The organism is Mastigocoleus testarum BC008 (assembly GCF_001456025.1).
GTDB lineage: Bacteria > Cyanobacteriota > Cyanobacteriia > Cyanobacteriales > Nostocaceae > Mastigocoleus > Mastigocoleus testarum.
The window spans coordinates 133,821-159,245 of the sequence record NZ_LMTZ01000013.1 but is presented as its reverse complement, the minus strand read 5'-3'; the positions used below and the strand labels follow the sequence as shown (position 1 = coordinate 159,245).

17 protein-coding genes are annotated in these 25,425 nt (G+C 37.1%); 4 read left to right on the top strand and 13 right to left on the bottom strand.

The features are described from left to right. The first annotated feature begins 374 nt into the window (after positions 1-374). Complete coding sequence (locus tag BC008_RS03895; RefSeq protein WP_027845972.1) at positions 375-2,675, top strand: NACHT domain-containing protein; 2,301 nt, start codon at positions 375-377, stop codon at positions 2,673-2,675. 323 nt (positions 2,676-2,998) lie between these two features. Here the strand turns inward: BC008_RS03895 and BC008_RS03890 are convergent, their stop codons facing one another. Next, positions 2,999-3,844: an anti-sigma factor gene (locus tag BC008_RS03890; protein ID WP_027845973.1), complete on the bottom strand. Its 846-nt coding sequence runs from the start codon at positions 3,842-3,844 to the stop codon at positions 2,999-3,001. Further along, positions 3,841-4,401: a sigma-70 family RNA polymerase sigma factor gene (locus BC008_RS03885; protein ID WP_027845974.1), complete on the bottom strand. Its 561-nt coding sequence runs from the start codon at positions 4,399-4,401 to the stop codon at positions 3,841-3,843. Before BC008_RS03885 ends, BC008_RS03890 begins: the two co-directional genes overlap by 4 nt. A gap of 189 nt (positions 4,402-4,590) precedes the next feature. On the opposite strand from BC008_RS03885, the gene BC008_RS03880 reads away from it, so the two are divergent. Continuing rightward, positions 4,591-5,226: a cysteine dioxygenase family protein gene (locus BC008_RS03880; RefSeq protein ID WP_036267827.1), complete on the top strand. Its 636-nt coding sequence runs from the start codon at positions 4,591-4,593 to the stop codon at positions 5,224-5,226. 1,033 nt (positions 5,227-6,259) lie between these two features. Continuing rightward, entirely contained in the window at positions 6,260-6,412 is a 153-nt protein-coding gene (locus tag BC008_RS03875; protein WP_027845976.1) for a hypothetical protein, read from the top strand. A 740-nt stretch (positions 6,413-7,152) separates the two neighbouring features. Here the strand turns inward: BC008_RS03875 and BC008_RS03870 are convergent. Beyond that, on the bottom strand, positions 7,153-7,857 hold the full coding sequence (locus BC008_RS03870) for a hypothetical protein (protein WP_027846415.1): 705 nt from the start codon (positions 7,855-7,857) through the stop codon (positions 7,153-7,155). A gap of 258 nt (positions 7,858-8,115) precedes the next feature. On the opposite strand from BC008_RS03870, the gene BC008_RS03865 reads away from it, so the two are divergent. Beyond that, positions 8,116-8,583 carry a hypothetical protein gene (locus BC008_RS03865; protein WP_058183174.1) on the top strand — a complete coding sequence of 156 codons (468 nt, stop codon included), beginning with the start codon at positions 8,116-8,118 and terminating at the stop codon, positions 8,581-8,583. A 134-nt stretch (positions 8,584-8,717) separates the two neighbouring features. Here BC008_RS03865 and BC008_RS03860 read toward each other — a convergent pair whose 3' ends face one another. From BC008_RS03860 to BC008_RS03810, 10 genes are all read right to left on the bottom strand, one after another. Beyond that, on the bottom strand, positions 8,718-9,524 hold the full coding sequence (locus BC008_RS03860) for an ABC transporter ATP-binding protein (RefSeq protein ID WP_036268436.1): 807 nt from the start codon (positions 9,522-9,524) through the stop codon (positions 8,718-8,720). Positions 9,525-9,640: 116 nt separating this feature from the next. Beyond that, positions 9,641-10,684 carry a taurine ABC transporter substrate-binding protein gene (locus BC008_RS03855; protein WP_027846417.1) on the bottom strand — a complete coding sequence of 348 codons (1,044 nt, stop codon included), beginning with the start codon at positions 10,682-10,684 and terminating at the stop codon, positions 9,641-9,643. A 47-nt stretch (positions 10,685-10,731) separates the two neighbouring features. Then, a complete protein-coding gene (locus BC008_RS03850) occupies positions 10,732-11,589 on the bottom strand; it encodes an ABC transporter permease (RefSeq protein WP_082650474.1) in 858 nt (285 codons plus the stop codon). Between the two features lie 743 nt (positions 11,590-12,332). Then, on the bottom strand, positions 12,333-13,598 hold the full coding sequence (locus tag BC008_RS03845) for a DegT/DnrJ/EryC1/StrS family aminotransferase (protein ID WP_027845080.1): 1,266 nt from the start codon (positions 13,596-13,598) through the stop codon (positions 12,333-12,335). Positions 13,599-14,758: 1,160 nt separating this feature from the next. Then, positions 14,759-15,469 (bottom strand): diacylglycerol/polyprenol kinase family protein, encoded by a 711-nt coding sequence (locus tag BC008_RS03840; protein WP_027845079.1) that lies wholly within the window; start codon positions 15,467-15,469, stop codon positions 14,759-14,761. A 289-nt stretch (positions 15,470-15,758) separates the two neighbouring features. Next, positions 15,759-17,444 (bottom strand): tetratricopeptide repeat protein, encoded by a 1,686-nt coding sequence (locus BC008_RS03835; protein ID WP_058183172.1) that lies wholly within the window; start codon positions 17,442-17,444, stop codon positions 15,759-15,761. Positions 17,445-17,987: 543 nt separating this feature from the next. Beyond that, the gene (locus BC008_RS03830; RefSeq protein WP_058183170.1) at positions 17,988-19,358 is read right to left on the bottom strand and encodes a tetratricopeptide repeat protein; all 1,371 of its coding nucleotides are present in this window, start codon (positions 19,356-19,358) and stop codon (positions 17,988-17,990) included. Between the two features lie 794 nt (positions 19,359-20,152). Continuing rightward, positions 20,153-23,044 carry a peptidase domain-containing ABC transporter gene (locus tag BC008_RS03820; protein ID WP_027845078.1) on the bottom strand — a complete coding sequence of 964 codons (2,892 nt, stop codon included), beginning with the start codon at positions 23,042-23,044 and terminating at the stop codon, positions 20,153-20,155. Beyond that, positions 22,993-23,754 carry a peptidylprolyl isomerase gene (locus BC008_RS03815; protein ID WP_027845077.1) on the bottom strand — a complete coding sequence of 254 codons (762 nt, stop codon included), beginning with the start codon at positions 23,752-23,754 and terminating at the stop codon, positions 22,993-22,995. The genes BC008_RS03820 and BC008_RS03815 overlap by 52 nt, the downstream gene beginning before the upstream one ends. A 605-nt stretch (positions 23,755-24,359) precedes the next feature. Further along, complete coding sequence (locus BC008_RS03810) at positions 24,360-25,130, bottom strand: TIGR00297 family protein (RefSeq protein WP_235595787.1); 771 nt, start codon at positions 25,128-25,130, stop codon at positions 24,360-24,362. Positions 25,131-25,425: the final 295 nt, after the last annotated feature.

Here is a 25,425-nt window from a genome sequence, read left to right as displayed (position 1 = left end):
TACAAAGCAAGATTTAGTGTGGAACCATAAGGCTCCAGGAATACAACATTTCCAAATCAATTTGAGCTTCGTAAAGCTTTTAAGCTTCAAATAACATAATTCACTTGAAAATTTAGCGTGATTATTAGATTATTGTAGAAATTTACATACGATAATATGCTGACATAATACTACATGGACCTGGATCCTATCCCGAGTTCGCACTAACCTCCTTTAAGCGGGAGGGGTTTAAATAAACGCTCAAAGAATGTAATCTATATTTGCTTATGAGTACAAGGTGTTATAGCCTTGTTTATTTACTTTAATAACTTTCAGCGTTAAGAGTTTAAGTCTATTCTCGCTAATGTGTCCGTAAGTTTTCTCGTCGCAAAACTATGACAGGAATGGAATCTTGGGGAGTATCAGTTGTAGGTGAAATCGCAATTCCCATTTTCCGCTCCCTTTCGGGAAGTGGAGGTAAGTTTTTGGGAATATTTGGTAAATCATTAGATAAAAAAGTTAGAGATGTTATTGTCGGAGCATCAAAACAATATGAAAAACAATTTAAACAACGTCATGGCTTCTCCCAAGTATTGGGTATGACCGTACCGCTCAAAGTTGGATCTATCAATACAACAGTTAAATTTTTAGATGCTCCTACGAGAACCCGTACAGTTGAATCTGATGAAGGTTTAGAACTAGCTTACGAGCAACAGCAAAGTCGTCGAACACCTCAAGAACCCTCTCAACAGTCAGGTATTGAAATTGCGAACGAGCAACGATACTTGATGGTACAAGGGTGTCCTGGCGTCGGAAAATCTACATTTTTACGTAGAGTTGCTCTAGAAGTCCTCAGTGGTAGGACAGAAGTATTCCAACATTCTCTGATTCCGGTCTTTATTGAACTCAAAAGGTTCATATCCAATGATGTAGACATCGAACAATGCATCGTTGAAGAATTCAATAATTGTGGGTTTCCGTCTCCAGATAGATTTACTTTAGAGTTATTGCGTCAAGGTAAATTATTAATCCTGCTTGATGGTCTAGATGAAGTTCCATATAGCAACTTAAGCCGGGTAACAAAGAAAATCCAAACTTTTATTGAACAATATAGTTTCAATCGCTTTATTGTCTCCTGCCGAAGCCCAGTTTATCTCAGTGGTTTTGACAATTTTAGTAATGCTGCTGTTACACAACTTGACGATCGCCAGATTAAAAAATTCATTGCTAACTGGTTTCGCAATAGTGAAAACAAACAAGCAGGAACCGCAGAAAAATGCTGGAAACTATTGCAAGAGCCAGAAAACATTGCAATTAAGAATTTAGCACATACACCCTTGTTGCTAAATTTTTTGTGTTTAGTCTACGAACATTCTCAAGATTTCCCTGATAACCGCAGTAAGCTTTATAATCAGGCACTGTTGATTTCTTTAGAAAAATGGACTAACCAAAAAGAAATTATAAAAGACAAAAATTATCAAGGGCTGCACAAAGAATTAGAAGAAATTTTATTATCAGAAATCGCCTATGCAAGCTTCGCTACAGAAAGTTTATTATTCTCTGGACAGCAAATTATTGGTCTAATAGATGATTTTCTGACAAATTATTTCAATCAGCCTCAAAACCTAGACGCCAAAGGGGTTTTAAACACTATCTTCGTTAAAAACGACATATTAGAACAAAAAATTAAAGGTGTATTTGGGTTTTCCCATTTAACAATCCAAGAGTACTTAGCAGCATACTGTGTTCATAAAAATAGCCAGTATAAAAGTCTAGTTGTAGAACATTTACCAGATGAACGTTGGCGAGAAGTATTCCTGCTTCTAGCGGGAATTATGGCACCAAAGGTCGACGAATTGTTCTTGGAAATGGAAGAGGGAGCCCAAAGCTATATAAATACACCCAAATTAGAGCGGTTAGTAAAATGGGCAGACAAGGTAACAGATGGTTCTGAAGCGGATATGAACCCAGCGGGTAAGCGTGCTTTAGCTTTTATCATTATCTCCGCCTTTGCTAACGCTTTCACCAAAAGTTGTGCAGTTGCAAAAGCTAAAACAAACGCTTATAGCATCTCTCTCCCCAACCCTAAAGGCGATGATACGGTCTTGCAGGTTAATCCCAACGCTAAAGCACTTGTGAGCGCCAAAGATGCGCCAAATGCAAGCTCACTTGCTTTCAGTAGCACTATTGCTAACGCTGCTGCAACAGCTAATGCTTTCGCTGTTTCCAATGCGATCGCTAATGCAATTGCTCATACATTTGCAAATAGTTACATCATCAAATTTGCAATCTCCATCAGTAACGCAAATGGAATTGCAGTCGCGAATGCAATTTGTAACACGTCTGTTGATTCCATCGATCAGTTAATTGAAGAAACTAAAAAATTGGAAGCATTGAGAATATTCAAGGGAGTTAACTTTTCTTCCCTAACTTCCAAAATGGATTCATTGAAAAATAAAATTCCCGAACGAAGGAAATCTTCTGAAGTCTATAGGGAATTTGTAGAACGTATCGAGCAAACATGGTTGAGTGCTTTCTCTTTAGATATGGATACAGTTGACTTATCTAAAGATGAAGCAAAGGCGATGGAAAATTACTTTTATGCTATCAACTTGATATTTCAATGTAAGAATACAGCAGTGCAGGTATCAGAATCTAATTGGGAAGAACTAGAAAAGCGGCTGCTACGAGTTTAAGCAAATTATCGGCGTAGCTGGGGGGCTACGCGAAATCACCATTAAAATCTAGGAAAACTCTGTTCTGTTTGCAACATTTAACCCGCACAAAACTACTCATTCTTGAGCATCCTGTACGACTATAGCTCTCTGTTCCCCAAGATAAAAATTATCAAGATATAGCACTACGTAGTAAGGTTAAAACATCAGTAAATCTGTTTATCCTACGGACGACTAGCCGCGCTTAGGCTAACGCCGACGCCGCACGCTCTAGCTGCACTACCTACGGATCCGCTAATTACTTTTTTTACTTTTTACTTTTTACTTTTTACTTGTGCACAGCACTACATATTCCCCTTCATGACCATTTGACCTGTCGGGTAAGAGACCGACTGTAAAGGTTCAATGGTGACCAAAGCAGAAGAGATATCAACCATTGAGTTATCAACTGGAAGCTGTACTAAAACCTGTCCTCGGGAGTTTACTTGGAAATCACCACAATCCACTTTTTCGCCATTACTTACAGCCCACAAGCGGTAAACTTTATTTTTTGGTAAGGGTCTCAAATTTTGCAAACTTAGTACACCTTTACCAGAATTCGGAATAATTACAAAACTTCCAGTGGCTTCCGACTTATCATTAATACCTTTCAAAGGTAATAAACGGTTATTAGGCTGACGAAGCAAAGCTACAGTTTCTTGATAATAAGATAGCTTATTTCTTGTTGTAAGCATTTCTTCCTGAAGACTATAATTATAAAACCCCAGACCTAAAAGAACGCTAGCTGCGATCGCACCAGTCAAACCCAACCAAACTTTTTGTTTGTGATTAAATTTTTTGCTAATTATATTTTTTTCTATACTGTTTTCTGTACTGTCTTTATCTACACTATTTTTATTTGTATCAAGTTGTAATTGATTATTGGACACTTTCGTCGCTGCTTGCATAATTTGCAAACCTAACTTTTGAGGAGGTTCATCTTCAGGTAAAGCAAAAGGCAATAATGCTAAGGTTTCTTGCAAATGCTTGACTTCTTCCACTAATTCTGGGTTTGCTGCCAATAATTTATTGACTTGTGCGACTTCTTCCGGAGTTAGATCTCCTAGTACATAGCTTGCAAGAAGTTCTTGTTTTTCTTTCCAGTTGTGGGGTTCCCAATTGTGAAATTTTGAATTATGAGAATCGTTCATCTACTCTCTACCAAGTCTTTCAAGATTTGCCTTAGTTGAATTAAACCCTTACGTTTATGAGTTTTAACTGTTCCCAAAGGTATATTCAAATCTTGAGAAATTTCTGACTGACTCATGCCTTCATAATAAGCTTTCTCCAAGACTTGTCGCTGATTATTTGGTAACTGAGAAAGTGCTTCCCGCACGCGATGAGAAATTTCTTGAAAGGAAATTTTATCCATCAAACTATTTTGATTTTCTGGGAAAATACTACTGCTCCATTTTTGGATTAGCTGTCTTTGCGATCTCATTTTACGGTGGCGATCGATAGCTCTAGATCTTGTTAAAGTACTCAAGAACGCATTCATAGAACCGCGCTTGGGTTCATAATTTTGATGTCGCCATAATATTAGAAAAACTTCTTGAGTGAGATCTTCTGCTTCTTGAGTATTACCTAGCATACGTAGTGCCAAGCGGTAAACAATACTTCCATAACGGTCGTATAGTATACCTAGTGCCACAAGGTTTCCCGAACGTAATGCTTGGAACACATCCGCATCCGTCTGATTAGACAGCATTGTTTAAAACTCAATCCTTGAAGTAAAATGCACAACATACATACCTTATACTGAGATAAAAAATCAATGTTTTTAGTGCAGTTGGTAATAAATGCTCGGTGTTAAATAATTAGTGACAAATAATTGGCGACCGGCGATCGATGATAAATACTATTAGGAATTTGTTATTATTACGAAGCTAGAATAAAAATGGATTTACTCAAAAATATCGAGAGCACAACCAATACCGACTGGTTAGTATTGGACAACGGTGAGTGTCAACCATACGAAACTACAACTGATGCATCAGATAGCGAGCGACCTTACCGACTTTACAGATTTTTAACAGATTTAGAAGACATCCTAATTAATGTTACAGATGATACTCAAAGACTAAAATTAATCTGTCCTTTGGTTCGTCGTTTGTTAAATAGTTCCGAATGGCTGCAGTATGAGTTTGAAGAACCAAACCCAGAAACAGGTTGGTCAGTAACTACTTTGTACGACGAACCAGATTTTCCTCTCACGGTGCAAACTGTTGCTTGGGCTCCAGGGAGTTCCTCACCAATCCATAATCATGCTGCTTGGGGAGTAGTTGCAATTTTGGATGGACAGGAGAAGAATAAATTTTGGCAAGTAGCAGATGAAGACAGCGATGGGGGTATTGTTCAGATTGGGGAAAAGTTACTTCTCCCAGGAGAAATTATTAGTTTTACTCCCAATGCAATTCATAGCATTGAAGTAGTTGGAGATGAACCAACTATCAGTTTCAACTTGTATGGTGAAACTAATTACGAACAACGTTTTGAATTCGACCCTACAACTGGTAAAGCAAATAATTTCTAGTTATATTGCTGATATTTTATTTTCAGTTTGTTTCTTGTAGCTCTCATGCACGGGTTTCCCAAAAAGAAGCTTCCTTCCTATTGCTAACGCAAAGCTGGAGGCTTATAGCTGTGCTATCTCACGGATCCGCTAACCGACAAAAGGATGCAAGCCTCGTTCATGAGCAGACGGGGGAAATTTTGAACGCACTACGTGTTCATCCGTAAGGATACGGATAAAGGGAGGTGTATAGCTGTCGCCATTATTTTTAGGACGTTTTTCTGTTCTCCATTCTCGTTTCCTTGTTTCCTCTTCCTTCACTTTGACCGAGTTCACTTGTTAAATTTGCAACTCACTTAAAAGACTTATACTAGCGAACAAAGTAAAGTATCTCAAACATATTTCAACAAGCATTGCTCTTATTATCGATATGTTGAAAATGTGAGACAAATAAGGATTATTGATATTAAGTTAAAGACATATCTAAATTATAGATCTGTATCTAGACAATCAGCGAATCACAAGTGTAGGGAGTCCGATACCGTAAATAATTCCTAACTATCAATAGGAAGCCTTATAAAAAATTGGCATTTATAGTCAAAACTATCAAGTATAGCCAAAATTATAAAGCTTTTGCTCAACTTAATATCAACTCGCATTTTCATCCGTAATCATTAAGTAGAAAAATTTATTTGTAGTAATAAATGCCCCCGGAAAAATTTCCTCAGAGCAAGCTCACTCTAGAGCACTACTACAAAGCCAAAGTAAAACTACATTTAAAAATGCAAATTGGTATCAGTTAACAAGTTATTCTGAAAGAGGAATTGAATAGAAAGGAATTAAAATGTCGTTCTGTTAAATATAATTTTTCGGAACTTTAAAACCAAAAAAACTAAACAGACTTAAGGGTTGAACTAGTATTTTTGGATATGCGGGCTCTAAAAATTGTTATTAGAGGAGTGTGAACGGAGTTTTCAAGCTTAGTAGTGGGTTCGCAACCCCTTTACTCCGCACGATCAATAAACGCATTTTCCAAACTCTGGGAGAATTGAAAATGGTAATTTCCAAAATGTTCGCTAATGCAATGAAATACATTTCAGAAGCAGCAATGAGAATTTTCGCTCCAACAGATGACTCTTACCCCGTAATCGGAGTTCAACCATTCACAGGCGATCCATACAAACCAGGTTTAGCAAAGAACTGGTAATAAATCCTGGTTAATCCTGGTAAATAAATAAAGTTTCATATGAGTCAATCACAACCATATCGGTGAAGAATTACACGTTCGATTCACCGATTTTTTTTATGGGTAATGGGTAATGGGTAATGGAAATTAACCAAATATTTAATTTAGGAATGTGGATTAAATAAATTATAAAAGTAGGGTGCTGTTAGCATCGCGTAACGCACCATTCCAAATTTCAGAATTACAGGTTATTAAATTCTCATTCCTTAAATTTCCTCTGCTTCCTCTATTCCCTGTTCCCCGTTCCCTTCTGCAAAAAAACCTGGTCCAAATGCATTTAGCTTCGGACCAGTATAAATAGTTAGTAAAGAAAATTTGATTCTTAAGGAGTGCAATTGCCCAGTTTAAAGTTTATTATTAATGTCATTAGTATAAGTGTCAGTCACCTCAGACTGTTCTGATGGATGGTTTCGCATCCCCTCGATGACCGCAAAATGGGGGAAACGGCAAAAACCCCATAACACTTGTTTTTGACCTTTCTCAACTGGGTTTTTACCCCAACAGATGTTAAATGTAACAATCTCATATTTAACAATCTCATAACTAGTTGCTTTCCTGACACCGTTCTCCTTTGGTAAGCAATCAGCAGGACAAACAGCATAACACCTGCTCTAGCAAATGCAATATAAATAAGGCTATTTAAATTGCATATTTATATTTTGGGACAACGATCAAGAAAAGAGATAAATAATATAGACTACTTAAATATTCTTTTGCAAACTTAACAGACGTTGCTGCTGTTGCTCTCGATTAAATTGTTTTTGTTTTGCACTCAAAAGACTGTATTCAATCGGAGGACGCATATCCCATTGCATTTCAGCAAGTAGCAGCAAACTTACTGACATTACTAAACCAGTACCTAAGAATTGCCAGCCAGAAAATAAAGGCAAAATTCCAACTCCAAGCAAATGTACGATCGCCATTAAAACAAAGGCACGCGACCGCACTGCTAATGCAGTAATGATATATCCAAGGGCGCACAAACTCAACCATATGGGGCATAAATTGATTAACACTTGCGCCCAACCCAAAAAAATACCCAAGTCAGTAATAACAATACCACCAAACATTAAGACGAACCAGGAATAAACCAGCCAGCGCAGTTTTTCAACGCTAACCCAGAACCAAGTTAGCAATATCATTCCCAAGGTTCCCAATGCAGAAAAAGTTGACCAAATAATAGCTTGTGTTTGCCAACTAAGGGCTAAAAATTGGGCAGAGATAAATATGACACCACAAATTAATCCCCAAACGATAAATACTTGATCTATTCGCGTATAAAATCCCGAGAAAATGGTTACCTTACCAATTTTGGCATTGATGCGTAATAACCCTTGTAAATCTTGAAAATCTAAATCTTGCTGCTTTTCGCGTAGGAGAGACTGAGTCAATGGGATAAAAGTCATTAACTTCTCGCGTGATTTGTAAACACACCTATATGTTATTAACAATATATTAATTAAAATTAACAAAACTTTGCAAGTTTTTACCAATAAAAAATGCCAATAGCGATCGCCAGGATACGCCTTAGTAGTTTTAGAAGTGCTAAACCATTGTTATGGGCTCTTAAAGCTGTAGCAGCAACATCGATAGAAATCAGCTAAAGTCCATTCGAAGACATTCCTAGGTGGAGCAAGGGAAACCAAAATTAGGAGCATATTTTAATGTTTTCCAAAAAAATATTTTGGAAGTTTGCAGTTGGTGCTGTGGTAATACCTGGTTTTTTAGGACTTGGGGTAGCACAAGCATCTGTTACTAAAGAACTTGATAAACAGCCCTCCTCACAAGAGATAAATCAAAACCTGATTAACTTCACTCAAACTCCTGACATTCAACACCTTGAAGTCGATAGCTTGTCATTGGAGGTTGAACCAGAATTAGGGATTGAACCAGAAGTAGACAGTGAAGAACTAGAACAGACAAAAAGTAACTACCACTACAAACATCATCACCACAAAAAGCGGCGGCGACATCATTACAAAAAATATAGACGCCCTTGTCGGACGCGGAGATACTATCGCCCGAAAAAAGTCCATTACCGCAAACGTCGTTCTAGAAACTACTATCACAACAACGTTAATTATCGGCGTTATCCTAGGAAGCGCCATAATAATTACTACTACGGGTACTAAATCTACTCCCCATCTATAATCTGTTACTACCTTCTCACCCTAAGATTACCTATAAAAAAATTCTTTTCCTCTTCCCACACTTCCCCATCTCTCTCAATTAGGTAACCTTCTACCGAGATAGGAGTAATTAAACCTCAGTCTTGATGGATGCTAGCAACTAACTGTTCTCGCATGTGAATAAATTCTGGTGTTACCCGCAAACTAGCAGCAGATTGTTTTTTCAATCCGTGAGCAAAAGGATTATCTACAATTTTGACGATTCTTCCAGGACGTGCGTGCATCACTACAATATGAGTAGATAAAAGCAAAGCTTCTTCAACGTCATGGGTAATGAAAAAAATCGTCTTTTGGGTGCGTTCCCAAATATCTTGTAAGTGGCTTTGCATCGACTCGCGAGTCAAAGCATCTAAAGCACCAAAAGGTTCATCCATCAAAACTATTTTTGGATCTGCAGCAAGTGTCCGAGCGATCGCCGCTCGTTGCTGCATTCCTCCAGAAATCTGGTGGGGTAATAACTTTGCAGCATCTATTAAACCCACCATATCCAGGTAATAAGAAACTTTCTTTTTGCGTTCGAGCTTTGATACTCCTTGCATTTGAGGACCAAACTCAACATTTTTTGCAATACTCAGCCAAGGAAATAAATTGGGACGTTGAAATACTACCCCCACATCCGCATCAGGTTTAAAATGTCGTTTCCCAGACACATTGACATAACCTGTTGTTGGTGGTTGATATCCAGCCAAAACTCGCAATAAAGTAGTTTTACCACACCCAGAAGATCCCAGTACGCATACGAAATCTCCCAAATTCATATCTAGGTTAATATCTCGTAACACTTCCGAGCGATCACTCCCAGAACCAAAGGTTACACCAATACCCTGCAATTGACAGATGGTATTTTTTTCCAATGAACTGCTTTGTTGTGAATATACTTCCATATATTTATCCTGGGTGCTAATACAAAACTAAAATGCAAGTTGGGAATTACTAAAGGAGAAGGAAAGGAGCAAGTGACAAATAATTAACTACAAGAGTTGGTAGCTACAATTCATAACTACAAGAACTCATTGCGAATCGCCGATTGATAGGTTTTGAGATCGGGTGCTGATGATATTGTTTTTTGAGTAACCATAAATTGAGCAGATTCTTCGAGAACTCCAGCAAAATTCCCGATATTATCAGGTTTACCTAAATATTTTGCATCTGCTTGTTCGTCTGAAGTTAACCAGATTAGTTTATTCATCGCTTCTAGACTTTTTTCTGGGCTGATACCCATTTCTTTAGAAATTTGTTTGCTGGCTTCTTCTGGGCTTTTACGGTATAAGTTAACAGCTTCATCCAAAACTTCTACATACTTTTTCATCGCATCGGGATATTTGTCAGCAAATTCCTTGCGTACTACCCCTAAATCAGCCGTTACGACTCCTTTTTCTGCCATATCGGCTGAAGTAATCAAAATTTTTCCATCACTTTCGACAAGCTTAGGTAAATTTGGGTACCAAATATAACCCCCATCAATATCACCTCGCTGCCAAGCTGCGACCATATCTTGGGGCTGTAAATCTAAAATTGTTAATTCCTTTTCCTCAATTTTCTCTAATTTCAGTAGGGAAAGAAAAGTAAAGTGACTAGTAGAACCAAAGGGAACTGCGATTTTCTTCCCACGAATATCACCAATACTATTAATATTCTTTTTTACTACCAGGGCTTCAGCCTCACCAATTACGCTATGAATAAAATAAGGCTGATAAGGTAATTTTTGGGCAACACCTACAGCAACTCCCACAGAGCCAATTAATCCGACATCGATTCCACCGGAAGCCATGGCTGTGTTCACATCTCTACCGGAGTTGAAGCTGATATATCTGACTTTGACCTTGGAATCCGTAAAGGCTTTCTCTGCTAGCCCTGCAGCTTTAGCTAATAGTTCAGCATTAGCAGATACTTGATAACCAATGCGAATTTCTGATGGCATTCCTGCACCAGATGTAGCAGTTCCATCAGTTGGGGTAGATTGGGAATTACCGCAGCTGGATATAAGTAAGGTTCCACCCAATCCTGCTAATCCGAACAGAACGTTTCTTCTTTTTAAACGCATATTTTGCGAATTTTCACTTTTGATAATTTACTAGCAAATAGTATGGCTCATGAGTCGTGACCGATCCAGGGTAACTGAGTTTTTTCTACCCAACGAATGCAAGCATCGATCGCGATCGCGATGATACCCATAATAATGATGCCGACAAAAATCTGATCGCTTCTAAGGAATTTACTTGCATCTAATACCATCCAACCGATACCGGAAACCGCCGCCACCATTTCTGCTGCTACTAGGGTAGTGTAAGTAAATCCAATTGCCGTACGCAATCCAGTAAATAAGTCTGGCAAACAAGAAGGAAAAATTACAAAAGTAAATACTTGCCACGAACTTGCACCCAAGCTCAAAGAAGCATTAACGCGATCGCGCGGTATTCTCTGGACTCCAGATACGGCTGCAATATATAACGGTGCAAATGCTCCCAAATAAAGTAGGGCAATTTTAGAAGGGTTTTCTATCCCTAGCCAGATTACTAACAATGTATAATATGCAAGTGGTGGCAAAGGGCGATAAAATTCAACAATCGGATCCAGTGCAGCCCGAATAGGTTTAGAAAAACCAGACAACATCCCCAAAGGTATTGCTGTGACAATTGCTAACACTAAAGCAAATACCAAGCGATACATACTTTCGCCGATATGAAAAATCAACGAATTTCCTTTATAGCCATTTTGCCAAATATCTACAAAAGCAGCCCAAACTCTCATGGGAGATGGTAAAAATAATGGACTGACTAATTCCTTTTCTGTCACCATCGTCCAAGCAGTAAATACGATCGCCACAGTAGTCAAAGAAATAATCCGTTCTCGGGTTAAGATTCCTTGGAGAGAGAATGATTTTTTCCCATTTAGTTTCTTGTTGGGTGGAGAAAATTTATTTGTTGATTCTTTGTCTTTCAAGTCCATAATGAATTGGGTTTATACCCGGTATATCTACAAATAGGAATATCTTTTTTTATAGCTTGAAGCCTAAACGGAAATATCTCCGCTTAGGCGATAGTACTTTATCTGCATGGAATATGGTTTCCCATAGCTTCTAATTAATTTATTTCGAACTGTACGCCTTTCCTTATCCTAGTAATAATTTACATATGAGGCACGTACATGCATATAGTCTTATTTACTCAATCATTTAAATTCAAAAAAATTAAGTAATATTATGTCCGGTAAAACACTTGTAATAAGGTTCGTAGTAGCGCTTTAGCGCAATAGACAAACATTGGCGCTAAAGCGCTACTACAAACATATTTTTTCATAAGTAATTAAGCGGACATCATATAATATGGGTCAAAGCTGTCACATTTTTATACGATTGCTTTAAATATGCAATCTACCGTCTTTAAAATATTGAGAAAGTCTAAATCAACAAAATATAATATTAAGCCTAATAATATCAAGGTGATGGTTTAGGAAATCATAATTTTCTTTAAAGTAAATGAGAATTGTGGACAAGATACGAGAAATATCCTAATCCAAAAATATATTCATAATCATCAGATATGGGGCATGTTAGGACAAGTTTCCGTAACATACCACCAATCATAAACGCCAAATTTCCACATGAAGCGGGTATGTTAGGACTAGTATCCCAACACACTACCTACAGGAAATCCTGTCAACAGTTTCTTACCCTCAAAACTGCTGGCTATCTAGACAGAAGAAAGTGCTTGATTTGTCTCGCCGACAATATCCTTTAAAACATCTTTAATGATACGGCCAATTGTATCAATATCCTCTGTAGTAAACGAAGGCGACAATCTCAGATCGCAAGCACAAGCAATAATCTCTTCTGTTTGCTTGAGTTCAGGCATTTCTGTAAACGAGTATTGCCAATTTTTAAAATAACGAGCGTTATCGAGGCGTCCAAATATTTGGATTTTTAAACCCTTAACCGCCGTGTCTTTGACAAATTGGTCTACTTGTGATTTAGTGAAATTTAGAAGGTTAAATTGCATACTGTCAGGCGCACGTTTCACTCTATCTAGGGATGGAGGAATATGAATGCTTTCCACTGTTTCCAAAATACCCGCCAATTGGTCATACAGTGTGTTGTAGCGATTTATTTTCTCATCCAAAATTCCAAGCTGGGGTCTGAGTACTGCTGCAGTTAAATTTGTCATTCTCAGACTAAAATTTGGAACATAGGGTTTTAGCTCTTCAAATATTTCATCGTTGAAAGGTCGAGCTAAATGTTTTTTGTAAAGTTTTTCGTAACAACCAGCAGCCAAAATACAGTAAGCTGCAACCCTTTCGTCAGACGTCGCAATAAACCCTCCTTCACCAGAGTTAAGCATTTTGTAACTTTGGCTGCTAAAGCAAGCAATTTTGGCGGTATGTCCTACGTGCTTACCATTGCTCCACTTCGCACCCAAGCTGTGGGCGCAGTCCTCTATTAGGTAAATTCCTTCTTCATCGCAAATTTTTTTAATAGCTTCCATATCCGATACATGTCCTCGCATGTGGGATGCGATAAAGTATTTGGCGTCAGGATGCTGTTTGATCTTGCGTTTGAAGTCTTCAACGTCAATCAGATACTGAGAGTTGCATTCCAGATATATGGGAATACCACCAGCATGAACAATACTGCTTGGAACTGCAGTAAAGGTAAAAGCATTACTGAATACCTTATCTTGATATTCTAATCCAGCGGCTTTAAGACTCATAAAAAGAGCGCTGCCGCAAGAATTAACAGCGATCACATATTTATGTTCTATATAGCGACTAAATTCATATTCCAGTTTAGTGACTTCAGTTGCTAATTCATCATCTAATTCAGAGGGGTCTATTTCTTCCTCAAATTCTGCGTGGAAATTGTAGCGATACATTCGCCCCGTTTCCATCAATTTTACCGCTTGCTCGATACCTGCTTGGGGAACTGGATCGGGAATCTTAAAATCTTTGGTAAATTCCATCATGCTTTTAGTGAATTTCTCACAAGTGAAGTCGGGGTCAATGAACTACGAGAATGCAATTACCACATAGCTTCAGGTAGTTGCAAGCAATGATCCTGACAACTATACAACTATAAAGTTTAACCGATTGTCTGGAACAAACACAGCAAAATTATCGGCATACCTGCAATATTATTTTGCACCCTTGCACAAAAATATATTCAATTTGGCAGATATAAGTTCTTATAAACCAGGAAAATTTCGCATCTGAAAAATCCTTGAAACCTCTACTATGTAGCGCCATAAGGGGTCATTTATATTTGCTTATTTATGTCAAATTATTTTATAAGTTAAAAGACAATTAAATGACGTTTATTATTAAAAAAAATGATCTATTGGTTATAAGTGTATATTTTGTGGCATTAAAACAAATGATGCTTATAGTCAAGCATAAATCATTAGTTTATTTATGATAAATTAGCTACACAATAAATATRRSYYATAYTTAGATTTGCATACTCCTAATTGTTTGTAGTTCCAATGTGCTGCTCAATCCCAAATATATTTCAAACTTGGATGATTATCGCAATTTTTCATGATTTTCACTTATAGCTAATATAACTTAATACGTAATTAGCGATTATCTTTGCTGCTGGATATTTGATTTCAAGAGGTGGAATATAGATCTAAAGCAGGTAAGCAAAATTGCTTATAGCCTGACAACGAGACTACATTAAATGTATTTTCAACTGTTGGCAAATGCTAAGAAATATTAAATTAATTCTGCTCAGATAATTATTTAATAGGTGTTGTTAATGAGTTTTTTAACAAGTATTGCTTGTTGTTTAACCACCTACCGTCGAGCTTGAAAAGAGCAAAATCTCAAGCAGTTCGTAATTGAAAACTACGCGTAGCGCTATATGAACTGACAATCGCCCAATACCTAATACCAATTCAATAAATCATTTCAACAGATCCTTCGGTAGAAACCTTGCAGAAGCTAACGCCGACGCCCCAGGCTCTGCAAGGTCTCTACAAAATATATCTGTCTGTTAATGCGTTTATATAAAAATCTCGATTATATAAAGTTAAAGTTAGCAAACCGAAGTTTCGCTATGAGTCCTAAAGTTTCACGCTTTGATTTAGTAATAGTATTTAATATTTTGGCATTAACAAAAATATCTCTAACCAATACCTTGTGTTAACCGGTCTAATATATATGCTAGAGTCGCACTACCTAAAGGAACAGTCAAATTATCAATACCCAATAAAGAAAAGGTTTCTAATGCAGTTGTAATTACTGCAACTATCGTTGATACTAAAGCAGCCTGCCAAAAGTTACCACTCACGAAAATAGAGACTAAAAAACTGACAGTAAAAGTCACGACAGCCATAGTTGCAGACCCTTCCAAGCTTTTCTGACCGCCAAAAACTTCATACTTATTTTTTCCAAAACGCCTTCCAATCAAAGCTGCTAAACCATCGCCCCAAGCCATGACTAAAACACCCAGGACAGCATATTGTGGTTGTTGAATATTCCAAAACCAAGCAATCAGAATTCCAATACTCACAGAATAGAAAAATGTCCCCAAACTTTGACGACCAACACTATTAATTCCGGGGAGAATAGGGAAGCGATAAGACAACAACATGACAGCACTAGCGATCACTGAAGCTACAATACCGATAATGGCAGGCATGTCTAACCACCAAGCGAGTAAAATCACATTGCCAGTACCGATATGAACTATTTTGCGGATAACCTCTGAATCGTCACTCCCTAGACGCCATACTAACCATGCTGCAAGAGCAATTAGCAATATCCAGACAGCAACCAAGCTAATTTGTATCCACAAAGGTGAAATAGATTCCGAGGCAACAGATAAACTCAACAAAATTTACCAAAATGCTAAAAATTTTCCCTTTGTTACCAATTTATTACATCAGCGTTGAATTAATAAAATTATTTCTAATTTCATAATCTAATTTCATAATCTAATTTCACAACTATCTCGTCTGTTCGTTGGCTATAGTTAATGATTCATAGTTAATCGATAATAATATGTTCTCTCTGTAAATACCCACAAGCATAATTTTCGTTAGACCCTGATAAGGCTAATGCGACTAATTACATATTTTGTTGGCGATTGTTACTTCCAAAAAAAATAACCGCTTAAAATCAAGCTAATATTGATAAAGTAAATTAGAACAGATGGTAGACTTCAAACTTTGGGGTCGATTGCTTTGAGCTTTCACGTAAGAAACTGAATGTAAATAATTTTGTGTTGTTGCCCATTCTTGGGGGAAATCGCGACGATTATAAACAGATAAAGCTTTTTTATAAGCTCTCATCGCCTGTTGGATATTTTCAGGTTGAGAGCCTTTGATCCGGCTGCGGTAAGCATGACCTAAATTGTTTTGGATTGTCGCCCATTGTTGTGGGAAAGTTTCCCGAGTAATTACTTGTAATGCTTTATTATAAGCAGCGATCGCTCTTTCTAAATTCTCAAATTGATTGCCCTCGATCCGATTGCGGTAAGCATTACCCAAATTATTTTGTGTCATTGCCCATTCTTTTGCACAGGCTTCTCGAGTAATTACCTGCAACGCTGCACGGTATGCGTTAATAGCTTGCTCTATGTTTTCGGCTGTATCCCCATAAAGTCGATGACGAAAAGCATTACCCAAATTATTTTGCGTCATTGCCCATTCTTCAGGATAAGTGTTACTAGTATAAACTCCTAAAGCTTGTTTATAGACATTAATTGCTTGTTCTAAATTTTCAGCTTCATTACCTTTTGTGCGGTTGCGGAAAGCATTGCCTAAATTATTTTGGATTGTTGCCCATTCAGTGGGATTAATTCGAGCTGTAATCACTTCTAAGGCAGCATTATAAAACTCAATTGCTTTTTCTAAATTTTGTCCTCGATCGCCTTTGATTCTCTCGTAATAAATATTACCCAAATAATTTTTAATTCTTGCCCAATCTAAAGGCGAAGTATCGCGCGTATAACCCGATAAAGCCTCAGTGTAAGCCTCAATAGCTTGCTCCAAATTCTCGCTGCGTTCGCCCCTAATACGATGACGATAAGCATTAGCTAAGTTATATTTTATTGCCACCCATTGTTGTGGTAAAGGAACCTGTTTTAAAGTTTTGAGTGCTTCATTATAAGCTGCAATAGCTTTCTCGACATTAGCGGCTCTATTTCCATTAATTCTGTAGAAAAAAGCTGTTCCTAAATTGTTCTGAGTAGTACTCCAATCAAAGGGGTATTTATCCCGTTCGAATACAGTGAGAGCCATTTTATGGCAGACAATGGCTATTTCAATATTATTAGCTTTATCACCTGCATGAAACTGGCTAATTAAATTACCAAATTCCACTAAAATTGCCGCCAGAGATTCTGCATCTTCTGATTTATTCTCAGACAATACATCAACTCCCCACTGGCGTAAAATTTCGGTAAATGACGAATCTAATTTATCAAGATTATCCATCATCATAGGATAAATTGACTCTTTTCTACCTTGACTTTCCGCTGTAACTTCCAGAATTTGTAGCAGAAATTTTAGATAATTTTGTTTTTGCTGTCGGTCTAAATTTTCTATTTTTTTTCGATCAATTGTAGATGATATAGAATCTAATTCTTCACCAATGCAAACTGCAATTGATAACATCAAGTTACTAACAAACTCGTTGCCTTGGCTAGATACTTTATCTGCCTCTGAAAGCAATATTTGGATTAGTTCTTCATCAATCAAATCTTGATTTGATTTTAAAACATCTTTCTCTTGACCTTTTTCACAACTCAATAATTCTTCAATTAGATTTTGATATGCACGGAAGCGCTTTTGATCTGCGACTATCATATGATTTTCTAATTGCTTATAAATATACTTGGGTATTTTTAACTAAAATCCTAACTTAAATTCAAGATACTGATAAAACGTCAGCAAACTTAAAAATCCTTTGTAGAAAAAACAAAAGATATTCTATCTTAATTTGTTTGTGGATTTTTAAACTATCATGTATCGGGTATTAAATAAACAGGTTACTCTGTTAGTCTTGGTCTGCAAGAGTTTTAGTTGGTTTTCAAGTCTTAATTTTAAAATTTCGATTATTTTGTAACCATAAAACAAGTGATATAATTTACTGTAGCAACTTGTATAAAATAAAGTGTAAATAATATAATAAGTAAATAATTGTTGGAACTAATGATAAAACAAAATTTGTAATTTTCGTATTTTTATTTATACTATTTCATCTATACTATTTATAGTATTAAGTGGGCATTGCCCACCATACTATAAAGACGTAGGTGCACTGCCATGCGCCCTCAAGATACACTTTCTAAAATAGCTATTTTCGTAGCACTTACCCTTAAGCGATTACAATTTAACCCAAATAATCTATTATTCTTGTGATGGAAAGTGATTATTTTTGTATATTTCTAAGGCAGCTAAATAGCATCTATTAGCAGAATCTAGATTTTCAGATTCATCTCCACGAATGCGGTTTCTATAAGTGTTACCTAAATTGTATTGAACCATTGCCCATTCGTTGGGAGTACGTTCGCGTTGATATACCTCTAATGCAGCTAAATAGTATTCAATTGCTAGTTCAATATTTTCTTCTCTGTCATCAAAAATGCGATCGCTATAAGCATTACCAAGATTAAATTGAATTGCTGCCCATTTGTAGGGAGTTAATTCCCGTTGATAGATTTGCAGCGCATTTAGATAACATTCAATAGCAATTTCAACATTCTCTGCTTTTTCATCTAAAATGCGGTTGAAGTAAGCAGTACCGAGGTTATTTTGCACCATCGCCCAATCATCAGGAGCGCGGTCTCGTCCGTAGACTTCCGCAGCTGCTTTATAAGATGCAATTGCTTGTTCTAAATTGTCTGCTCGGTCACCCTGGACCCTCTCCACATAAGCATTACCAAGGTTATTGTGAGTTCCAGCCCATTGTTCGGGAAAGCGATCGCGCTCAAAAATTGTCAATGCTGCATGATATCCACTAACAGCGATTTCCAGATTATCACTATGGTTTCCTAAGGGAAATCTTTGAATCAAAATACTAAAGTGAACAATATCAACAGCAATACTTTGGGCGATGGGAGGCTGGACTCTAGTTGTAATGTCCTTAACCCACTCTGTAATTGCTTTAGCTAATTGTAGATTGAGTTTATCCAAATTATTTTGTAACAATGGATAAACCATCTTAGCGTTAGCATTACTGTTAGAAGTTATTCGTAAAGCTTCCGCCAGAAAATCTATATGACTTTTTGAAACATCTGGCGGTAATGAAGTAATTAATCCTTCAGCAAGGGGAGCAGCAATATTTTGTAAGAAATTAGCGGCTCTTCCTTCACCAATCTCTTCCAACATTCCTGCAACTTGAGTAACTTTAAGAATAAAACCTCTATCAATTAATTCTTGATTTTTACGTAAAACTTCTGCTTCTGAACCGCTAGGACAGTTTAATAAAGTTTCAATTAATTTAATATAAGCAGAATAACGATCTTCGGGGTCACTTTCAAGATTTCCCGATGCTTGTTCTACTGCTTCTTTTAACTGTTGTGCTAAATTTCGTAAAAAATATGCAGCCCCTTGTGCACCCTGCTCTTCTGCTTGATTTGCTACATGTTCCATAATTTTAATGAAATCAGCATCAAGCAGATCTGAATGTTCTTTCAATAGTGCCAGTTCTTCTCCACTCGGACATCGTAGCAGTTCTTGAATCAGTGTCAGATAAGCGCGCAGACGCTGTTCATCCATTCGGTAAGACCTCAATAGGTACTACCGTAAATTTTTACACTTTTAAACTAAGAATACTATCCATAAAAATACTTGTTTATTTAAATATTTAATATGGGAATATAAAGAGTTTTATGTTTTTGTATTTTGTAATTAAATTAGATTTTTTTGTGTTTTGAAAAACTATCTAAAATACTCTAAAAAAACAAAATTAAATATCGGATTTATTACTCAAATAAGATACAATACCAACATTATTTAAGTAAATAAGTATAAATAAACAAATTTTGGTAATTGGTAATTGGTAATTGGTAATTGATAATTGGTAATTGGTAATTGGCAGTTAGGTTTTTATTGTATACTCCCATTAATTGTTTAATTATCTTCTTCTTAATAATTGAATAAATTTGTGCTGACTGCCTAGTCTTTGGCAGATTTCAATTTAGTAAAAATAATTATTTTTGAATATTGGCAATGATTCAAAAATGTATAAGGCCCTGTTTTGTAATATTCTTCTTTGAAATCAAGATAATATTTAGGTAATAGCTTAGGTAATAGCTTAGGTAATAGCGATTCTTTCAATTCACAATCTGGAGGAAGTGGGTCAGCCATCAATTGGAAGAACTCACTCAATTCCTCATAATATTCATCGAAATTATAAGCATACTTAGATTTATTTTGAGAACTATATTCAATAGAATGTTTGAGTTCTCTTAACCTGTCTAAATCATTTTTGGGAAGTTCTGCATATTATTCAAACATTAGGAATTATCATTTAATATTTCAGTTGAGAAAAATTTTGGTGACAAAAGATCCTAAACATTTGCTTGCTGTCTTTGATACAACGACCAATACAAACCTTTTTGTCGTAATAACTCTGGGTGGTTACCCCGCTCTGCAATTACACCTTTTTCCATCACTAATATCAAATCAGCACGCTTCAGAGGTGCAAAACGGTGAGCAATTAGAAATACTGTTCTTCCTTCAGAGATTTTTTGTAGGTTTTGCAGAACTTGTTGTTCGGTTTCGCTATCTAAAGCGCTAGTTGCTTCATCCAAAATTAAAATTGGAGCATGGGAAAGGAATAATCTTGCGAGGGCGATCCGTTGACGTTGTCCCCCTGATAAGGCTGTACCCCGTTCGCCCACATTGGTTTCGTAACCGTGGGGGAGTTGACTGATAAAATCATGGGCGACTGCAAGTCTAGCAGCTTCAACAACTTCTTCGGCGCTAATATCAGGATGTCCCAAAGTAATATTTTCTAAGATGGTGCCATTAAACAAAAAATCTTCTTGGAGAACTACGGCTATTTGCTGACGTAAAGATGCAATATCAGCACTTTTAATATCAAAACCATCTACTAAAATCCGACCTGATTCGATTTGGTATAGGCGCTGTAAAAGTTTGGAGAGAGTACTTTTACCAGAACCGCTGCGTCCGACAATACCGACAAATTGTCCTGGTTGAGCATCGAAGGAGATTCCTCTTAATACGGGTTCGGTATTACTTTTATAGCGAAAGAATACTTGCTCGAAGGTAACTTGTCCTTTAATGCTTGGTAGAACTAAACCCGTTCCCGGTTCTGCTTCTGGCGCAACGTTAAGAATATCCCCAATTCGATCTACTGATAGGAGAACTTGTTGCAAATTTTGCCATAGTTGCACCAAACGTAACAGTGGTCCAGTTACCCGTCCAGATAGCATTTGAAAGGCTACCAATTGACCGACTGTTAGCTTTTGTTCGATAACTAATTTGGCTCCAAACCACAGAATCAATAAACTAGAAAAATTAGTTAAAAAATCACCAATATTACTACTGATATTGGAAGTAGTAGAAGCTTTAAATCCAGTACGAACAAACCGAGCAAATAATCCTTCCCAGCGATCGCGAGCTATGGGTTCGGCTGCATGGGCTTTAACAGAGTGAATCCCGGTGACTGTCTCGACTAAAAATGATTGACTATCGGCGCTGCGGTTAAAGGTTTGGTTTAGCCAATTACGAAGAATCGGTGTGGCGATTAAGGTTAATGTGGCAAATAAAGGTAGTACGGCTAAAGCAACTACAGTTAGGGAAAGATTGTAATAGAACATTAACGCCAGGTAGACCACAGCAAAGATGCTGTCGAGTACAACTGTTAATGCTGTACCGGTAAGAAACTGACGAATTTGTTCCAATTCTTGGACCCGCGCTACCGTATCTCCCACCCGTCGCGATTCGAAATAAGCTAATGGTAAACGCATTAAGTGGCGAAATAATTGCGCTGATAAACTTAAATCTAAGCGACGGGCTGTATGGGTAAAAATAAATAAACGGAGAATTCCCAGAACTGCTTCAAAAACCGCAACTAATAATAAAGCTATCGCCATGACATCGAGAGTTGGTAAACTCTCCTGTACCATGACTTTATCAATAATGACTTGGGTAATTAATGGGGTAGTTAAACCCAATAACTGCAGAGTAAAAGAAGCTATTAAAACTTCTGAAAGTAAACCTTTGTAGCGCCAAACAGCTGGAGTAAACCAACCTAAGTTAAACTTTTCTTGTTTTTGAACTAGTTCTGCTTGCCAGAGTTTACCATCCCAATACTCTTCAACTATCTCTTGGGTAAGACTTTCACAACGTTGTTCTGTATTGAGGGGATTAGCAATAATCAGGCGATCGCCAGCCATCGCGTAAGCTACCACCCAATTACCGTCATTATGACCAGATGTACCCCATCGTAATAAAACTGGATATGAAAGTTGTCGTAATTCCTTCCAACTATTAATTTGCAAGCGGCGCAAAACAAAACCTAATTTTTCTGAGGCTTCAATCAAATGTTTTGGACGTTGTCCTCTGAGTTGACGTTGCACCCATTCTAGTTTTACAGGGTGTTCTAACTGTTGCGCCACCATTGTCAAACAAGCAGCACCAGTATTCGAGCTACTAACAAATGGATAAGCTGCAGAATTCAAACCTTGAGGAGGAAGGGTCAGGTTAAGTAAACTTTGGCGAGTACTGGAGTAACTGTATTCTTGACGAGAAGAATGATTTGAAGGAGGTTCTGTATCGCCGGAATAGTTACTGTTATTTACTGCTAATTCTTGTACTTTAGATAGATCTAGTTGAGTTTGAGCTTGTTTGTTTGTAGCTGCTTGCTCTGTAAATTCTTCATCCCTAATTTCAGTATTAGTTTGTTTGGAAATTAAACCGTTATCACTTAAACCTCTATCAAGAGTTTTTTCAGAAAGTTTCTCAGAAGTTTTCTCAGGAGTTTCCAAATCATCTTCACGCCAGAATTCAACTATTTGAGGCGTAGCAAGTTCCTCCCAAACAGTAGTTTCCCAACGAACAATAATAACTTCTTTACTTGCTGCAACTGCTTTACAGTCAACAACTGACTTTTTTAAATCGCCAAACCAATTCCCTGCATCTATTGTTCCTATAGGTTGACTGGTCTTTTCATCTCGCCAACGAACCTTACCAGAAATAATTAAAAATTGATATTCTGTTGACGTCGAGAAAGACGACCAAATTTTTTCTCCTAATTTATAGCGCAACACTTTCCCAAGTTCTTCCACTCGGGACTGTTGTTCGGTTGTTAACCAAGACAATGGTGGTTGATTCCAAGCCAAAGAAGCTAGCACTTGAGCCGCAAAAGAATCATCAACTGCTGTTACTTCACTTCCAGCTTGACCGTCAGTTTTTGAATTTTCTCCGCTAGCCATTTCTCAAATAATTCATTCTGTAGAGCTTTTTTTAACTGAATATCTTCCAAAGTCGCCGGGAGAAACTGTTCGACCCGAAATAAACCATAACGTTCCTCTAGTTGGATCGGTCCTAATAAATCCCCAGCATTAGCTATATCCACTGCAGCACGGAGTACATCCGGCATTGTTCCCCTACTTACTGCTCCCATCATCCCGTTAAGAATGCGGTCATCTGTGAGGGAATATTCCCTAGCTAATTGCTCAAAGCTAACACCTTCTTGAATTTGAGTTTGTAACTCTTCAGCCAATTCTCGAGTATCAACAATTATCCTTGAGAGAACTACTCGATCCAGAAAAATTTTACGTTCGATGAAATATTCGGAAATTTTTCCCTCTGTAACTAAAACTTTGAGCTTGTCTAACTTAAAACCAAAAGATATAGATTCATGAAAAGTAGTGTAATCAGTATTATTTTTCACTAGCCATTCCTGAAACTTTTGGGGTTCAGTAAGTTGATTTTTGAGCCTAAAGTCGATCGCAGCCTGTTCGACAATTACAGAATTAAGTTCTATTTCATCTTCTTTGGCTTTAATTTCTTGTTCTATAACTTTTTGACGGAGAACATCTCCTATAAAATGTCCTAACTTTCCTGAAGCTCGTAAATATTTTATTACTTCCCCTATACCGATTGGTTTTTCGTCTACGGTCAAAAACTGTAAAGGTTCCATAAAATGAATACGTACAAACGACTAATAAATAGTGCAAGCCTTGATATCAGATAATTCACATTCTAGAAGAATATCCTTTCACCAATTCACCATAGATATCCTAAATCTAGAAGTGCTAAACAGCAACTAATATACGAAATAATTACGTATAAACACTTAAAATTATTTGCCGAAGATCTTAAGTGTCATGATTCCCCGATATGATTTATGTTTTTGCGCAAAGCAATTTAAACGTTCGATCTCAATAATTGACTAAGCGAAACATCCCGTAATTGTAGCGTTAATTTATGGATTGGGAACTAGTACTCGACCACATTAATTTTGACGGGTGAAGGCAGGTAAGGGGAGAGGGGGGAGACAAGAACTTTTTATTCTTATTACTAACCCCTCATAACTTATGTGGTGGACTACTAGGAATTGGGAATTAAATAAAGGTATTTTCAATATTTCTAGCAGGAGTCAGGAATCAGAAGTCAGAAGTCAGAAGTCAGGAGTGCAACCTGCTTTACATCTAATTTTTAGCTTTTTGGTTGTACCAATCCGCTATACTTTTCCATTCATTACCAATTACCAATTACCCATTACCAATTACCCATTACCCAACTTCAGGAAAAACTTTTCCACAACAAAGCTAGTGCGATCGCAACAATTGCTCCAATTGAGGTATTTACAATGTTCACAACATCATGGGTAAGCCAATCATAGCGGGATTCTAAAGTTGCACCGATGACACTTTCAATATTAGTTGCAATAAAAGCAGCTAGAGTACACCACAAAACTCCAATTAAATCAATCAGACCAATTCCCCATCCAAAAAATGCGATCGCAGCAGAAGCAAAAATACCAGCAAGGGTTCCTTCCAAACTCACCGCTCCTTCCGTACCACGGGGAACAGGTTTTAAAGTGGTAATTAAATAAGTGCTTTTACCATAAGCTTTACCAACTTCAGTTGCAGAAGTGTCAGAAAGTTTTGTACTAAAGCTAGCAACAAATCCTAGTATTAGCAGGGAAACTATGGTTAGCTTCAGATTTCCATCAGTTGTCGGGTAAAACAAACGAACTGCTAATACAGCCAAAGCACAAACCGAACCCGTAAATGCCGAGCCCCAAACATTTCCCGGACCTCTCGTACCAGAACGTTCTTCAGCAATACCCAAAGCTTCTTTTTCTGCCATACCAATACGGGTAACAGCAGAACCAACCAAGAAATAAAATATTACCAGTAAATATCCTTGCCAACCTAAAGTTAACCAAAGTATTGCACCCAAAAACCAAGCATGTATTAAACCAACGGGAGTTAAAAGTTTTTTGGGAGCGATCCAGGCTATGAAAACTAAAACTGTATTTAGCCCAATACCCAATAGCCCGGAATTCATCACATAATTTTCCAGGAACATCTTTAAAAATTATCAGCACTAGTATTTTTTTCAGACTAGCAGGAGAAGACGATTTGAGTAATAAGTAATGAGTAATAAGTAATGAGTAATGAGTAAGGAGTAGGAATTAATAATTTTTTTGCTGCAAAAATATAGAGCAATATTTTGTCACGAGTATATTTTTTATCAACTCTTCATAATACTGTAAAGACGAAATGTAAAAAAAATGACTTTATACCAATATAAAAACTTAATAAAATACTGATTACTCATTCGTAAAAATTAGAACAAGATA

What these genes read in the sequence shown, in the direction of transcription:
- BC008_RS03865 (WP_058183174.1), top strand. Translation starts at nt 8,116, where the DNA reads ATGTTTTCCAAAAAAATATTTTGGAAGTTTGCAGTTGGTGCTGTGGTA.
- BC008_RS03845 (WP_027845080.1), bottom strand. Translation starts at nt 13,598, where the DNA reads ATGATGGAATTTACCAAAGATTTTAAGATTCCCGATCCAGTTCCCCAA.
- BC008_RS03810 (WP_235595787.1), bottom strand. Translation starts at nt 25,130, where the DNA reads ATGAATTCCGGGCTATTGGGTATTGGGCTAAATACAGTTTTAGTTTTC.
- BC008_RS03835 (WP_058183172.1), bottom strand. Translation starts at nt 17,444, where the DNA reads ATGATAGTCGCAGATCAAAAGCGCTTCCGTGCATATCAAAATCTAATT.
- BC008_RS03885 (WP_027845974.1), bottom strand. Translation starts at nt 4,401, where the DNA reads ATGCTGTCTAATCAGACGGATGCGGATGTGTTCCAAGCATTACGTTCG.
- BC008_RS03880 (WP_036267827.1), top strand. Translation starts at nt 4,591, where the DNA reads ATGGATTTACTCAAAAATATCGAGAGCACAACCAATACCGACTGGTTA.
- BC008_RS03860 (WP_036268436.1), bottom strand. Translation starts at nt 9,524, where the DNA reads ATGGAAGTATATTCACAACAAAGCAGTTCATTGGAAAAAAATACCATC.
- BC008_RS03895 (WP_027845972.1), top strand. Translation starts at nt 375, where the DNA reads ATGACAGGAATGGAATCTTGGGGAGTATCAGTTGTAGGTGAAATCGCA.
- BC008_RS03815 (WP_027845077.1), bottom strand. Translation starts at nt 23,754, where the DNA reads ATGGAACCTTTACAGTTTTTGACCGTAGACGAAAAACCAATCGGTATA.
- BC008_RS03875 (WP_027845976.1), top strand. Translation starts at nt 6,260, where the DNA reads ATGGTAATTTCCAAAATGTTCGCTAATGCAATGAAATACATTTCAGAA.
- BC008_RS03850 (WP_082650474.1), bottom strand. Translation starts at nt 11,589, where the DNA reads ATGGACTTGAAAGACAAAGAATCAACAAATAAATTTTCTCCACCCAAC.
- BC008_RS03820 (WP_027845078.1), bottom strand. Translation starts at nt 23,044, where the DNA reads ATGGCTAGCGGAGAAAATTCAAAAACTGACGGTCAAGCTGGAAGTGAA.
- BC008_RS03830 (WP_058183170.1), bottom strand. Translation starts at nt 19,358, where the DNA reads ATGGATGAACAGCGTCTGCGCGCTTATCTGACACTGATTCAAGAACTG.
- BC008_RS03890 (WP_027845973.1), bottom strand. Translation starts at nt 3,844, where the DNA reads ATGAACGATTCTCATAATTCAAAATTTCACAATTGGGAACCCCACAAC.
- BC008_RS03870 (WP_027846415.1), bottom strand. Translation starts at nt 7,857, where the DNA reads ATGACTTTTATCCCATTGACTCAGTCTCTCCTACGCGAAAAGCAGCAA.
- BC008_RS03855 (WP_027846417.1), bottom strand. Translation starts at nt 10,684, where the DNA reads ATGCGTTTAAAAAGAAGAAACGTTCTGTTCGGATTAGCAGGATTGGGT.